Source organism: Aeromonas sp. Marseille-Q5825 (genome assembly GCF_946892685.1).
Classification (GTDB): domain Bacteria; phylum Pseudomonadota; class Gammaproteobacteria; order Enterobacterales; family Aeromonadaceae; genus Aeromonas; species Aeromonas rivipollensis.
The window spans coordinates 79921-95847 of sequence record NZ_CAMPOU010000002.1 but is presented as its reverse complement, the minus strand read 5'-3'; the positions used below and the strand labels follow the sequence as shown (position 1 = coordinate 95847).

Annotated in this window: 5 protein-coding genes; 1 reads left to right on the top strand and 4 read right to left on the bottom strand. The window is 62.6% G+C overall.

What is annotated here, in order from left to right; all coding sequences use genetic code 11:
* Window positions 1–139 precede the first annotated feature (139 nt).
* The 4 genes from nrfD to nrfA form a co-directional block, all read right to left on the bottom strand.
* On the bottom strand, window positions 140–1093 hold the full coding sequence (nrfD, locus tag OC537_RS07180; RefSeq protein WP_262110609.1) for a cytochrome c nitrite reductase subunit NrfD: 954 nt from the start codon (window positions 1091–1093) through the stop codon (window positions 140–142).
* Between the two features lie 90 nt (window positions 1094–1183).
* Window positions 1184–1864, bottom strand: coding sequence for a 4Fe-4S dicluster domain-containing protein (locus OC537_RS07175; protein ID WP_262110608.1), 681 nt, complete (start codon window positions 1862–1864; stop codon window positions 1184–1186).
* On the bottom strand, window positions 1861–2457 hold the full coding sequence (gene nrfB / locus OC537_RS07170) for a cytochrome c nitrite reductase pentaheme subunit (protein WP_262110607.1): 597 nt from the start codon (window positions 2455–2457) through the stop codon (window positions 1861–1863). The genes OC537_RS07175 and nrfB overlap by 4 nt, the downstream gene beginning before the upstream one ends.
* 51 nt (window positions 2458–2508) lie before the next feature.
* The gene (nrfA, locus tag OC537_RS07165; protein ID WP_262110606.1) at window positions 2509–3951 is read right to left on the bottom strand and encodes an ammonia-forming nitrite reductase cytochrome c552 subunit; all 1443 of its coding nucleotides are present in this window, start codon (window positions 3949–3951) and stop codon (window positions 2509–2511) included.
* 737 nt (window positions 3952–4688) lie between these two features.
* Here nrfA and OC537_RS07160 point away from each other — a divergent pair.
* Window positions 4689–15746, top strand: a complete 11058-nt coding sequence (locus OC537_RS07160; protein WP_262110605.1) for a retention module-containing protein — start codon at window positions 4689–4691, stop codon at window positions 15744–15746.
* Window positions 15747–15927 lie beyond the last annotated feature (181 nt).

Below are 15927 nucleotides of genomic sequence, written 5' to 3'. Positions count from 1 at the left end.
TTCATGTCATGGCACACACGCCGCGTCGTCTCCCGTTTGGCGGGGAGAGTCGGCAGGCAGCGGGTGTGGCATCACCAGAAATCAACAGGCCAAAACAAGCGCCAGTCGCCCAAGGCGGCTGGCGCTTGCGATCAATTTCTCATACAACCGTCATCTGACCGGCATAGAGCACGAAGTATCGCAGCAGCAGTATGCCCACCAGGGTCAGGCTGCACACCAGCACTAGGTGGCCGTTTCGCTCCCGCAGCGCGGCCGGAGCCAACAGGGAGAGCAGCTGGGGCAACAGCATGCCGATCCCCACCACGCCGAGCCAGAACACCTGAGCCCAGAAGCCGCTGCCGATAGCGGCCCACATGGCCACCTCCTTCTGACCGCCACCGAAGTAGAGACCGGTAAAGAAGCAAATCAGCAGCAGCACCTCTACCGCCAACACGGGGCGCTCGAAGCTATGCACAAAGCTCACGCCCGGGCTGTGGTGGTGCTCCTTGAACAGGGTCACCGCCAGCAAGATGGTGGAGGCGATCCCTGAGCTGATGCCGGAGACCAGGAAGAGCACAGGCAGCACTGGGTTGTTCAAGAGCGGATAGGTCTTGAGCGCCGAGAGCAGAAAGCCGGTGTAGGCCCCCAGCAGCACCGCCAGCAGCAACAAGAGCGGCGCCAACAGCCGCTCGACGCGGGCCAACAGGGCGATCAGCCCATCCACGAAGGCGAACTTCTCTTTCAGCAGGTGACGGCGCAGGGTCTCAATTTCGGCCCGAAACACCACCGCCAGCCAGGCGAACAGCACAGCCATATAGAGCTGGAACAGCATGACCCCCATGGACATCACGGAGTCGAACTGGTAGTGGAACATCAGCTTCCAGAAGGTCCAGGGGCGGGCCAAGTGGAAGATGAGGATCAAGAGCCCCAGGATCACCGAGAGTGGCGCCAGCAGGGCGGTCGCCTTGATGATGCCGCTCTCGCTGCCGGCCCCCTTGCGGCGCAATAGCACCGAGAGGCTGGTGGCCCCGGCGGAGATGCCGAGCAGGAACAGGTAGATGGCGATGGGCCAGTCCCAGACGAGGGAAGGGAAGTGAAATGCGTCATGCCACATGGTTCATTCCTCCCTCTGTTACTGCGGTAGATGATGGCGATCGGACAAATCCCCAGACAAGGGAAGAAAAATGAAATGCCGCTTGCATGGTCATGACGTTATCTCCCCTTTGGGCACGCGGTACATCTTGGGCGAGGTGCCGAGCGCCTGCTTGTAGCGATAAGTGGTCTCCTTCACCAGCCGTTGGGCTATGGGGCTGTCCGGGTCATCCAGATTGCCGAACACCAGCGCTCTGGTGGGGCAGGAGGCCACGCAGGCCGGCTCCTTGCCCTGTGCCAGGTTGGTCTTGCGGCAAAAATCGCACTTGTCCGCCACCCGGGTGACCGGGTTGATGAAGCGCACCTGATAGGGGCAGGCGGCCAGACAGTACATGCAGCCGACGCACAAGTCCGGATCCACGTCGACGATGCCATCCTCCTTGCGGATATGGGAGGCGCCGGTCGGGCAGACGTGGACGCAGGGGGCGTTGTCGCAGTGCTGGCAGGACTTGCGAAAGAAGTGGTAGTCGGCGTCGGGGAAGGTGCCTATGGGGCCGGAGCGGATGATCTCGAGGCGCGAGACCCCCTGTGGCACCTGATTCACTTCCCGGCAAGCATCCATGCAGGCGGTGCAGCCGATGCAGGCCATTTCGTCATGGATCATGCCAAAGCGGACCCCGTCTATGGTCTGGCTGTGGGCCAGAATGGCCGTGCTGGCGCGCACCGGCCCCGTCATCATGATGAGGGCCCCCGCGCTCATCCCCGCCATAAAGTCACGACGAGAGCAGCTCATGGTGCCTCCTTGCCCGCATTGACCTGCAGACCGGCCGCCTTGGCTTGATGCTGCTTGCTGTGGCAATCGACGCAGATCTTGATGCGGGATTTTTCGGCTATCCCCACCATGGGTTCCTTGGCCGGGTGCAGCGCGTGACAGCTGGTGCAGCTGAGCTTGGTGGCGTGCACGTCGTGGGCCCAGAGCGCCTCGCGAAGCACTTTGGGCTCGTGGCAGCTCATGCAGACCCCGTTCTGCTCGGCGATGGGATAGCCATCGTCACCTTGCTTCTCATTGAAGCTGTCGCTAAAGCGCATCACGTCCTTGACCCCTTCCCTGTGCTGGGGGGAGGGCAGGCCGTGGCAGTTGGTGCAGGTGACAGGTGCCAGGTTGTTGGGATTGGTCGCCTGACCATGCTTGCCATGCATCCCCTCGGTCTGCTCCTTGTGGCAGTCGGTGCAGGCCTTGTCGGGGCTGCGCAAGAACGCCACGTCATGCGTTTGGGGCAAGGCCGCAGGTGCGCTCGTCGCCTCGGCAGCCTGGCCCTGCAGGCTGGTCAGCAGCATAACTGCCATCAGCATCAGTCGTAAGAAATCCATCGTTAAATCACCCATAGGAAGCCTCCATCCGATTGCGGGCCCGACTCGGTGGGCCCGCAAATCTCGTTACTGTGCGAGCCGTTCGGCCGCTTTGGCCTCGGCATCCCAGGCGGGGATTGTGGTCTTGAGGAACATGGCCTTGTCGGCATTCATCTGCTTCATGTCCATGCCAAGGGCGGCCTGGGCCTTCTCCTTGCTGGAGATGTCAGGAATGGCGATCTCGTGGCTGATCCCCTTGGCCGCCAGCAGGCGAGCCAGCTTGGTGCGGGCGTCGGCGGCCTTGTCCAGGGCGGTGCCCAGCATGCGCAGCGCCACTTCAGGGGCGTGCATCTGCACCCCGTGGGAGGCGATGGAGAAGTCCCAGCGCCACTGGGCGTGACGGATGTCTTGCAGAATGTCCTTCATCTCGGCTTCGGTGGCGCCGGCATCCCAGGCCGCCTTGGCCTCGAAGTGGGCGTGCACCAGCTGCTTCTCGACCTTGAGCTTGATCTCGGTGACCGCATCCTTGCGCTGCTTGACCACCCCTTGCAGCATCTCCTTGCTCTGGGTGTGGCAGTTGCGACAGGTCTGCTCGAAGCGATCGAAGGGGTTACCCACCTTGTGATCCGTGTAGACCTTGCCCTGCTCGTTCTGCACCTTGGGCATGTGGCAGTCGACGCAGGCGACGTTGTTCTGACCGTGGATGCCGGCGCGCCAGGTCTCGTACTCGGGGTGCTGGGCTTTGAGCATGGGGGTCTTGGAGAGGGCATGGGTCCAGTCGGCGAAGCCGATCTCGTCGTAGTACTCTTCCATCTGCTCGACAGTGGTGCCTTTGTCCCAGGGGAATTTCACCGCCTTGGTGGGGCCATTGAAGTAGTACTCCACGTGGCACTGGCCGCACACCTGGGACTGTTGATCGAAGCGGCCCTGCTCCTTGAACGGCTTGCCGATGGCTGTCATGGCGCGGTCTGCATAGGGGCGGGAGAGGTGCAGGGCGGGTTTGCCCTCCTTGAACTCCTTCGAGGCGGTGTCGTGGCAGTCGGCGCAGCCTATGGTGTTGACGATTTCCGGCCCGCCTTTTGCCCACATCCCCTTGAAGTAGCCATCTTCACCTTTTTCATCGATGACGCGGGCCACGTCCGGGCCCTTGCAGCTCCAGCAGGCCATGGGCAGGGGGCCGTCTTCGGCTGTCTTGGGGGCGCCGGTGCGCAATGTTTCCCGCACGTCCGTCAGGGCATAGAAGTGGCCGCGCGGCTTGTTGTAATCCTTGGAGAAGGGGTAGCCGGCCCAGAGCACCACCATCTGCGGATCTTCCGCCAGGGCGTCGGTGCGCTCCCGGCTCTCGCTGGTGTTTTTCCAGCTGCTGAACTGATCGGCGTGATCCTTGGCGAACAGCTCGCTGCGCGCCTCTATCTTGCCCTCGGGGGCGGCCTCGTCTGCCTGTGCCAGCACGCTGGTGCCCAGCAGGGCAGTCAGCAGCAGGGCGGCCAGACCCGGCCGAAATGGCTTGTTATGTGAACCCACGGTCATCACTCCCAGATAAAATGTCCATGCCGAGCCTGACCGTTCCATCTTGGTGCGTGGACATCTGTGCCCATGGTCGATGGGCATGGCAGGCCGATTAATTGTTATGACTGCATAGAAAATGATTTTTATGCATTTGCTCGTGGAGATAATACCAAATGGGTAAAATGGATAATCATTTATCCCTGTGGGAGTTGCGCTAGATCAATTGGCATGGGGGGCTAATGCAAAAAGTGAGATCCAGGTTGAATTATTGAGCCCAATCGGGTGGTTACCCCCATCACCTCTCCATGATGATGCGCTGCGGCTGGCCATCGCCTCGGGGATGCGGGAGCGTGCCAAAGGGCGGGAGAGCAGGGCAATGGCCTCTGTGACCTGGGGTGTCGCCAAGCGAAAATGAATACTTATTCTTTATTTCTGCTGGGGTGGGTGCCTTGTCTTCCCTTGGTGAAATAGTGGAGAAGCCTGTCGGGCGCGTTCAGGTCAGAAGCTGTCGCATGAATGGGTGCCAATAGGGTTATATTCTTAATTTCAGGCAGAAAATCGGACTTATATCCTGAGCTATTCCGTGAATTGCAGCTCTTTTTTGAATTTAATAGGAAGGTTTGCGGCATTTACTTTCGATATTTTCGAAAATGACGAAGGGATCTGTGTCCGTAGAGGCGGTAAAATAGCCGCCTGTCACGGTGACGTCCTGTACCCTTGTGGGTCTGGGCTGTCTGTGTTTACCCGTTGGAGGATGTATGGCTGAGCTGCGAATAGAGAAACTGACTCTTGTTACCCAGGTGGAGGGTGCCGTGTTTGTAATGGATGCCGATGGCTCCTTGCACCCTGCCACCCTGGGGATGCAGCTGCTGCCGGGAATGCGCCTGTTCACCGAAGGGGACGGGCGTTTTGAGCTGGCCGATCCTGCGAAGACCCCAAACGCTGACCAGCCCGAGCTGGCGCAGACAGAACCGAACCTGGCCATGGATCCCGAGCTGGCCAGCTTGCAGGAGGCCATCCGTCAGGGGGCCGACCCGACCGAGCTGTTTGAGGAGACCGCGGCCGGTAACGCGGCCGCCGCCACGGGTGGCGGTGTGGTCGGCTCCAGCGCCGGCGGCTTCGTGGTGGTGGATCTCAACAGCGAATATACCCTGGCGGAGTCTGGCTTTGACACCGATCATCAGGGCGCCCAGCCAGGGGACGAGCTGCTCTATTCGGAAGATCAGGATCTCCTGGCGGGCATCACCATCACCGAGCCCCAGACCACCGACAACATCATCAACGCCGACGAGGCGACCGGCGTCATCATTCGCGGCTTTGTCGAGGATGTGGAGGTCGGCCAGACCGTCACCGTTACCCTGATAGACCAGGATGGTAACCGACTCACCACCACCACAGTGGTGCTGCCGGGCTTCGTCTGGGAGGCCAACTTCGGTGATGTCACCGGCAAGCTGGTGGACGGCCCGCTCACCATAGTGGCCGATACCCAGGATGCCGCCGGCAACCGGGCCAGCGACACCGGTCAGACCCTGCTCGACACCATCACCACCATCACGCTGGATCTCAGTGACGAGAGCGACACCGGCGCCAGCCAGGTGGACGATCTGACCCGCGACACCACGCCGCTGCTGCAAGGCAAGGGAGAGCCCGGAGCCACCGTCACCCTGAACCTCGGTGGAAACGTTCTGACCGTGCTCACCGTGGATGGCAACGGCAACTGGCAATACCAGATCCCCAGTGTCATGGCCGACGGCGCCTATGATTTTCGCGTCGATTCGGTGGACATCGCCGGCAACAGAGCCAGCGACACCCTGACCGTCACCGTCGATACCCGGGCCGGTATCGACATCGACGATCTTGACACCCAGAGCCTGCTGGGCCAGGGCAACGTCACCCTGAGCGGCAGCACCACAGAGGTGGAAGCGGGCCAGCGCGTCACCATCAGCCTCATCGGCCAGAACGGCCAGACCCTCTACAGCGGCGCCGCCCTGGTGGGGAGCGACGGCCGCTGGCAGCTCAATGGCCTGGATCTCTCCGGCATTCAAGGTCCCTTCGAGGTGCGCGCCGAGGTGACGGATCTCGCGGGAAACCGGGTGATCGATGGCTCCCCCCTCATCGGCCAGAGCGATACCCTGACCCTGTCCGAGGCGGATCTGGCCAAGGGCCCGGTGAGCGCCACCGGCTCCCTGCACACGGGGGCGGGCCTGGATGGCAACCTGCAGGTGAGCTTCGGCGCCGATCAGAGCGCCCTCGAGCAGCTCGGCCTCACCAGCCAGGGCGCTGCCCTCAGCTACCAGATAAACGGCCAGACCCTGACCGCGAGCGCGGGGGGCGTCACCGTCTTCACCCTGACCCTGGCCAATGACGGCAGCTATCGCATCCTCTGGCAGCAGAGCCTGGATCACGGCCAGGACAGCCAGAGCCTGCCGTTCTCCCTCGAATACCGCGACAGCGACGGGGATCTGGTGAGCGCCAATCTCACCGTCAAGCTGGTGGACAGCACGCCGCCGGACTTCACCATAGCTCCCATCTCGCTCACGGAAGACGGCTTCAGCCAGCAGGGCGCCGTGGTGGGTCAGAGCGAGTTCGTGGTCGGCCACCAGGCCGATCCCCTGCTGGCGGACTCCCTTGCCTTTGCCGATCAGGCCGCGACGCTCACTCGTCTGAACGGCAGCGGGCTCAGCAGCGACGGCCATGTGCTCAGCTTCGAATTCACCGGCGATCGCCTGCTGACCGGCTATTACCAGGATGCCAACGGCAACCGGGTCGAGGTGCTGAAAGCGGAACTCGACGCCAGCCAATCGGGCAGCGACGTCAAGGGGAAGGTCACCGTCTCCCTCAATGGCCCCCTGGATCACCAGGGCAGCGACCAGCTCTCCCTCGGCCTCTCCATCTCTGCCAAGGAGATAGACGGTGACGAGACCCGCGCCGATCTCCAGGTCGCCATCAATGACGGCATGGATCCCAGCCTCGGCATCGACGGCGGCATCAGCCTGCAGGAAGGGGCCTCTGGCCAGACCCTGGATGGCCAACTGCCGGTCAATGTGGGCAGTGACCGCCTGGTGTCCCTGAACTTCGAGGGGAACCAGCCCGCCCTGGATGGTCTCACCAGCGGCGGCAAGCCGACCAGCTATCAGGTCAATGGCAACCAGATCACCCTGCTGGATGCGGGCGGCAAGACGGTGCTGACCGTGACCCTGGATCTGGATGGCAAGTATCATGTGACGCTCGACGGCGTGCTGGATCAACCTGTGGGCACCAACAGCGTCAATCTGGGGCTGCAGGTGCAGGGCACCGACTTTGACGGCGACCAGAGCAACCTCGGCACCCTCAATATCCAGATCACCGATGGCGCCTTGCCCCAGGTCGACCCCGTCTCCCTGACTCTGGTAGAGGACAGCAACTGGAGCGCGGCCCAGACCCTCTCCGGGGATCTCAATATCACCGCCGGCAGCGACCCCCTTGCCAACATCAGTTTCGATGCCAGCCAGCCGGGCCTGCAGGGGCTCACCAGCGGCGGTCAGCCAGTTGTCATCAGCATCAGCGGCAACAGCATCAGCGGCGCCGTCAACGGCCAGAATGTGTTCACCCTCACGCTTGATCAGAAAGGTCACTACGTCTTCACCCTGAACCAGCCGCTGGATCAGGGCAGTGCGGACAGCCTGATCAAGGCGGGCTTCACCCTCACAGACAGTGATGGGGACAAAGTCTCCTCCACCTTGAGCGTCGCCATCGGCGATGGGGCAAATCCGGTGATCAGCGCCGTGACCGGCACCAGCCTGACCGAGGCCAACCAGGGCGACGCCGCCGTGGTGGGCAATATGAGCTTCACCGTGAGCCACGGTGCTGATGCCTTGGCGCACGATAGTCTCAAGTTCGATATTGCGGCCATTCAAGGCAGCCTGGACGGCAAATACAACAGCCATGGCAGCCCGGTTACCTTTACCCTGGATGCCAATGGGGATCTGGTGGGCACCAGCGCGGACGGCCGCGAGGTGCTGCGCGCCGAGCTGGATCTGGTGGACAACAACGGCAACTGGAGCGTCACCACCAAGGTGACCCTGAGTGGTGAGCTGGATCACCAGGGCAGCGAGTCCCTCGACCTGCCTCTTGCCATCACCCTCACGGACAAGGATGGGGACAGAGTCTCCACCCAGTTGCCGCTGACCATCAAGGACGGCAATGCGCCTGGCTTCGTGGCGGGCAGCGGGGTGAGCCTGGACGAGGGCAACCTCGATGGCAGCAACCCCCTTACCGGCACAGGCCACTTCACAGTGGACGCAGGCTCGGATCGGGTGAGCGAGGTGTCGTTCGCCGATCCTGCCGAGCAGCCGGCCCTGACCGCCCTGGGCCAGAGCGTGAAATACGAACTGGTGGACGGCGATGCCGGCATCCCGGGCAACCAGATCCTCAAGGGCTATGTGGAAGTGAACGGGGTGCGGGTCGAGGTGCTGCAGGTCGAAATCAGCGGCAAGCTCGACAACGCCGCCAGCAACGGTTTTGACTACAAGGTGACCCTGTTCGAGGGGGTACACCAGAGCAATGGCAACAGCACCGAGCTGCCGTTCAAGGTCAACGTCGTCGACAGCGACAAGGGATCAGGCAACAACGACACCACCTCGGGCACCCTCAACATCAGCGTTGCGGAAGGGGACAAACCGACCCTCAGCCTCATCGGGGTGACCCTGAATGAAGGGCGCTTCGATGGGGCCGCGAGCAACCAGACAGGTGACGACCAACAGGCCACCGGCACCCTGACCATCACCGCCGACTCCGATCCCGTGGTGGGCGTGCGCCTGACTCTCTCCGGTCAGGTCGTGGATGCCAGCGGCAAGGCCATCACCCACAACGGTGAGACCCTGACCTGGCAGGAGGTGCCGGGCAGCAATGGCCACAGCTTCCAGGGAGTGACCGCGAGCGGCACCCTGGTGCTGAGCGTCACCCTGCCGAGCGTGCCGGGCAGCATAGCGGCCCACAGCTCGGCGACCCTGGATTACCAGGTCACAGTCCACACCAACCTGGATCACGGCGCCGACGACAAGCTCAACCTGACCCTGCCGGTACAAGTGACCGACAGCGATGGCTCTGTGATCACCGGCAATACAACGGCCGTGATCAAAGATGCCGCCAATCCCGTGATCAGCTCCATCGGGAGTGTCACCGTCAATGAGTCGGATCTCAATGGCGGCACTGGTCAGCACGGTGGCACCAACCCTGCGGGTGCAGGGGAGAAAGCCACCGGGCAGGTGGTCATCGATGCGGGTAGCGACAAGGTGGTGGCCCTGCAACTGGATGTGGCCCGCTTCAACGCCCTCAACCAACTCAGCTCCGGGGGCAAGGCCGTCAGCATCAGCGCCGACAGCCAGCCGGGTGTCTATCTGGGCAAGGACAGCGGGGGCAAGCTCATCTTCAAGCTGACCCTGGATGTCTCCGGCCATTATACCTTCGAGCTGACCGGCAACCTGGATCACAGTGCCCAGGGCGATGATCTGCTGGATATTCAGCTGCCGTTGCAGGCCCTGGACAGCGATGGGGATCTCAGCGGCGAGGTGATAGGTCACGTCAGCGTGCGGGACGATGTGCCCGTCGCGGACGATTACAGCAAGACCCTGAACCAGGGGGCGAAAGTGAGCGGCGATCTGCTGGCTACCGCCAGCGAGGGGGCCGACGATGCGGTGGTGAGATCGGTCACCATCAATGGGGTCGAACACTCCATTTCCGCCAGCGGCAACACCACCATTGCGGTCACAGACAGCACTGGACAGACCATAGGCACCCTGGTGATCAACGCCGAGGGGAATTACAGCTTCACCGCCCGGCCGGATATAGATCACAGCAACAACACCCTGGTGCAGAAGGTCGACTTCCACCTGGTGGACGGGGATGGGGATACCGATGATGGGGTGCTGACCCTGACCATCAGGGATGAGGCGGGTCTCCTTAACGTGACTGCTGCGACCGGGCAGGAAGATGAGGGGGCGCTGGATCCAAGCCAGGGCATTCCCATCGCCATGAACCTGGACATAGGCGACTTCGATCGGGGCGAGTTCGTTGAGAAATTGCTGATCCAGGCCCCGGCCAATGCCCATGGCACCTTCTACTTCAACGGTGTTGCGCTCACCACCCTCACCCAGGGTGGCAAGACCTGGTATCAGGTGCCGCCAGCGGCGATGCAAGCCGTTGCCGGTACCAACGACAAGTTCGAGCTCAAGGGCGTGACCTTTGTGCCCGATCACGACTATTCGAGCCAGAGCGATGGCGGCAACCCGCTTCGCTTCCCGGTGCAGTTGCAGGTCGGCGTCACCGAGGGGAACAAGCCCCCCGTGCTGACCGGCAACCTGGATATTACTGTACAGGGCATTGCCGACAAGCCAGTCTGGGTCTCTGGCAGTACCGATCAGCATTACAGCATCAACGAAGACGGCTCCGGCATAGCCCTCAACGTGCAGGCCAGGCTCACCGACACCGACGGCTCCGAGACCCTGAGCTACCAGATCAAGTGGGCGTCCGGCGAGGGCAGCCTGACCCTGAACGGCAAGGTGCTCACGCCCGACGCGAACGGCCTCTATACCGTCTCTGCGGGGGACATCAACAAGATCACAGTCGTGCCCGGCAAGGACTACAGCGGTGACATCAAGCTGGTCGTGACCCCGGTGAGCACGGAGAAAACCCCCGTAGTCACCGGGAAGGAGACGGCCCTTGGGGATCCCATCGATCTCATCATCAACGTCAACCCGCTGGCGGATGACGCCAAGCTGACGGTGCGCGACATCCAGGGCAAGGAAGACAGCCTGCTGGATCTGGGCAGCAAGATAGCGCTCGCCCATCTGGGGGATACTGCTGATGGCTCCGAGCAGATGTTCGTGCGCATCAGCGGCCTGCCCGCCGGCGCCACCCTCTGGCTCGGCGGCGTGGCGGTCACCCTGGATGCGAACGGTTATTACGAGGTGCCCTATGATCGCATCGGCGAGCTCAAGCTGGAGCCGCCGAAGGACAGCAACGTCGACTTCGATCTCAACATCCAGGGGGTGGTAAAGGATACCGCCACCCTGACCGATGCCAATGGTCAGACCCAGACAGTGGTCAACGAGAAGGTGACCGGCAGCCAGGGCCTGCATGTGGATCTGGTGGGGGTGGTGGATGAGCCTCATTTTAATCTGGACAGCAGCGGCTGGAGCCAGGATGGCAAGGGCTACACCACCACCATAGGGGAAGATGGCAAGGCGCCGCTGGACTTCAAACTGACGTCGGGGGAGACGACGGGCGATGGTTCCGAAACCCTCAACCTGGTGCTGGAAGGCTTGCCGGAAGGGGCCAAGGTGTTCGATGGCAACGGCAAGGAGCTCACCCTCACCTTCGCCGGGCTCGACGCCCAGGGCAAGCCGACCTATCAGGTCGACGTCTCGAGTCTGGGCAACCTGCAGATCCAGCCCCCCCCCAACAGTACCGCCGACATCCACCTCATCGGCCACGTGGTGGTGACCGAGAACGACGGGGATCACCAGAGTTTCGACGTGCCGCTCACCATCAAGGTGGAGCCCGCGATCGATGCCGGTGACTATGCCAAGACCAGCCATGGTCTGGAGGATCAGTTCGCCGTGCTCGACTGGCACCCGGACCTGACCGACAGCGCCGAAAAGGTGACTCACCTCAGCCTCTCCGGCATAGAGCCGGGTTACGAGATCTGGATCCGGGTGGGCGGGGCCGAGACCCAGCTTAACGTGACGGGCGGCAAGGTGGAGTTGAGTGACGCGGATCTGAAGAGCCTGCTCGGCGGCGGTCAGCTGCTGGTGAAGGCGCCACAAGACAGCGACAGGGACACCACCATCAAAAGCCATGTCACCGTGACTCAGAAGGATGTGGATTCCAATGTTGTAGTCAGCAAAGAGGTCAATGGTCAGCTGCACGTGGATATCCAGGCCGTGGTCGAACCGGATGGCAACCTGGTGCAGCAGGGTGGGGATCTGGTCAGCCCGGATGGTCATGACATCCCGCTCAAAGATGTCTTCGTGTTCGATGACAGGGATCCGACCAGCGATGAGGTCATCGACTACCTGGTCATCAGCGATCTGCCCCCCGGCTTCGTGGTGGTGGGGGGGATCAACGACGGCCAGGGCAACTGGACTGTGCCTAACAGCGCCCTCGGGAGCTTCTCCCTGCGTTCACCGGATGGTTTCACCGGCACTGCCACCTTCAAGGTTAGCGCCAAGGTGATCGATCTTGGCGACAACAACGAAGGGGATGTCAGCGCACCGGCTTATCGGGAGATCACCACCAGCGCCGAGTTCAAAGGTGCAACCAACTCTGGCCAGCTTGCGGCCGGCGTCGATCTCGACAACAGCCAGCCCATCACAGGGGTAGAGGATCACGGCGTCAACTTCGGCACCCAGCTCAAGAGCATGGTGACCCTGGGGACGGCAAACATCGGTGATGACGAGCTCAGCATAGTCCTCACCGGTCTGCCCCCCGGCGTGAGCGTGCAGGGGCTCACCTTCGACTTCGTCAACGGCGAGTACCTCATCAAGCTGCCGGGTGGCCTCAGTGACCTCGACAAGCTGACCCTGACCCTGCCGGAGGATTACGCTGGCAGCGGCCTGAGCTTCAACGTGCGTCTGGTCAATACCGACACAGTGAGCGGCAACACCAATACGGTGGAGAAGGTTGTTTCCCTCTCCATCACCCCCGAGGTGGACATAAAAGGCGGCGCGGATGGCCAGCCCGAGCTGCACCTGCAGGTGAAGGAGGTGAACGGTCAGCCGAGCAACCTGGAAGACACCGAGATCCACCTCGATCTCTCGGTCAAACTCGCGGACATCAGCCCCTCGGTGGCCAACGGCGGCCTGGAGACGGTGGAGCGGGTAACCCTGACAGTCGATGCCAGATACGGCCACTTCCTCGATGGCAACGGCCAGCCGGTCAATACCCTGGTGGTGACGGATCCCGATGATCTCAAGGATCTGGTGTTCGTACCCAGGGAGCACTTCAGCGGTCAGGTACCCCTGGGCATCAAGGTCGACATTCTGGACAGTGCCACCACGGGGACGGATCGCGGCAGCTGGAGCGGCAATGCGAGCTTCGAGGTGCTGCCGGTCAATGATCCGGCCCAGCTCACGGTGAAGGATGTGAGCGGCAACGAGGATGGCAGCGTCAGCCTCGGCGGGCTAGGCGCGACCCTGGTCGACAATGATGGCTCCGAGCAGATAGTGGCGCTGCAGATCAAGGGCGTGCCGGACGGCTTCACCCTGTCGGCACCGGCGGTCAACAACGGCGGTGGCGTCTGGCAGGTGCCTGTGGGCACCGACTTCTCCAAGCTGACCCTGATCCCGCCCGCAGATTTTAGTGGCAACGTGGAGCTCACCCTGAGCGCCTTCACCCTTGACAAGGGGCTGACCATGCCCCTCGAGACCAGCGACAGTTTCACCGTCACCGTCAAGCCGGTGGGGGATGCCATCATCGCCGACATGCAGGACAAGGCGAGCGGCACCGAGGGGGACGTGGTCACTCTCAACCTGGGACTGGAGACCAAGGACACCCAGGCCACCGGCGGCAGCGCCACCAACGTTCACGAGAACGGCCCGGAGCAGGTGCTAGTCACCATAGAAGGGGTTCCCGATGGGGCAGAGATCCGTCTGCCGAGCGGGGTGACCGGCACTGTGGTGGATTTGGGCGGCGGCGTCTGGCAAGTGACCACGACGGGCGGCAAGCTGGCTGCCGTGGAGCTGGTGACCAACGACGCCAATGGCACCCTGGATCTCAAGGTGACGGCCCAGAGCCTGGACAACGGCGCCCTCGGCCCCGAGGTCAGTGGCACCATCCAGGTGGAGGTGAGCCCGGTCAACGACGCCCCCATCAACGTGCTGCCAACGGATCCCCAGGTGGCCCAAGAGGACAAGCCCTTCACCATCCAGGGTTTACAGGTCAAGGATGTGGATGCGGGCAGTGGCAACATAGAGGTGCGTCTGTCGGTGACTCACGGCTCCCTGACGGTGCTCAATGCCGCTGGAGTGACGGTGACCGGCGATGGCAGCGGTTCCCTGTTGCTCAGCGGCACCCTGGCGCAGATCAATGCCTTGCTCAGTGGTGGCATCGACTATCTGGGCAATAGCAACTTCAATGGCAATGACGCCCTGACCATGGTCACCAATGATCTGGGCAACACCGGCAGCGGTGGGGCGCTCGGCGACACAGACGTGCTGCCCATTGAGGTGCAAGCGGTCAATGATGCCCCCGTCAACCTGCTGCCGGGCACCCCTCAGGTGGCACAGGAGGATACCCCCTTCGTCATCAAGGGCCTGCAGGTACAGGACGTGGATGCGGGCAGCAGTCCCATGGAGGTGCGTCTGTCGGTGCTGCACGGCACCCTGGTGCTGGCGGACGGCAGCGGGGTGACGGTGACTGGCAGCGGCAGCGATACCCTGGTGCTGAGCGGATCGCAAGATGCCATCAATGCCCTGCTGGCTGGCGGCGTGACCTATCAGGGCGAGCAGGACTTCAATGGCCAGGATGCCCTGACCATGGTGACCAACGACAAGGGCAACACCGGCAGCGGTGGTGCCCTGGTTGACACCGACGTGCTGCCCATCGAGGTGCAGGCGGTCAACGATGCCCCTGTGACCCAGGTGCCGGCCGCCATGCAGGTGAAGGAAGATGGTTCACTGTCCCTCGCCGGGATCAGCGTGAAGGATGTGGATGCGGGCACTGGCCCCATCTCCATGGTGCTGCGGGTCGAGCACGGCGTGCTGACCCTGCTCGGGGCGGCGGGCGCCGTCTCGGTGCAGGGGGCGGGCAGCAGCGAGATCACCCTGGTGGGCTCCCTTGATGATCTTAACAACCTCATCAATGGCAACCTGCATTACGAGCCGGCCAAGGACTTCTGGGGACAGGACAACCTGACCATCACCACCTCGGATCAGGGCAATACCGGGTCGGGCGGCGTCCTGACCGACAGTGCCCAGATTGGCATCCAGGTGACCGCAGAGGCAGACGATCCCCAGCTCAGCCTGGGCACCCACGACATCCATGCCCTGCAAGGGGCCTGGGTGCCGCTCAACCTGAGCGCCAGCGTGGTCAACCCGGCAACCGGCGAACTCTCCATCCGCATCCAGAATCTGGGGAGCGCCCAGGTGGTGGACGAGCACGGCCAGAGCGTGGGTCATGCGGACAGCAACGGCGACTGGCTGCTGCCGGGGGATCAGTCCGTGCCCCTCTACCTCAGCGGTCTGACGGCGGGGGATCATGCCCTGACCCTGAGTGCGGAATCCAGCGCGGGTGGCAGCACCCTGAGATCGGCCGAGGAGACCCTCAACATCCACAGCCAGAGCGGCCATGACCTGCTGGGCTCGGATCAGAGTGACTGGCTGTTCGGCTCCACCGGCGACGATCGCATACTGGGCGGCCTGGGGGATGACATGCTCCGGGGCGGTCAGGGCAACGACATCCTGACCGGTGGCGCGGGCAGCGATCTCTTCGTGTGGGGCAGTGGCGATGAAGGGACTGCGGCCTTGCCGGCCATCGACACCGTCACCGACTTCCACCCGGAGGAGGGGGACAAGATAGATCTGGCGGACCTGCTCAAGGGGGTGACCGACAACAGTGTGGATGGCTTGCTGGGTCACCTCTCTGCGTCTGTGACCACGGGCAGCGGCGGGCTGAGCGATGTCAGCCTGTCGGTCTCCCCGGCGGGGGATGGTCAGGTAACCCAGCAGATCACCCTGAAGGACGTGGATCTGAGCGGCTGGAACCTGAGCGGCTCCTCCTCTCACGACATACTGCAGTCCATGCTGGATCAGCACAGCCTGATCATCCAGCACCCCTGAAACTAAGGGAGACAGCACCATGGAAAAGAGCCGGCAATTGCCGGCTCTTGTTTTATCACTGCCTGTTTGTTACTGCGGGTTGATCACAGCGTAACCGGATCTCTGCGTGGATTGTTTTTTGTTATCAGTCGGGCACCCGGGTCGGTCAGGCCTGAATCAGGCCGCTGAAACCTGAGTGCCG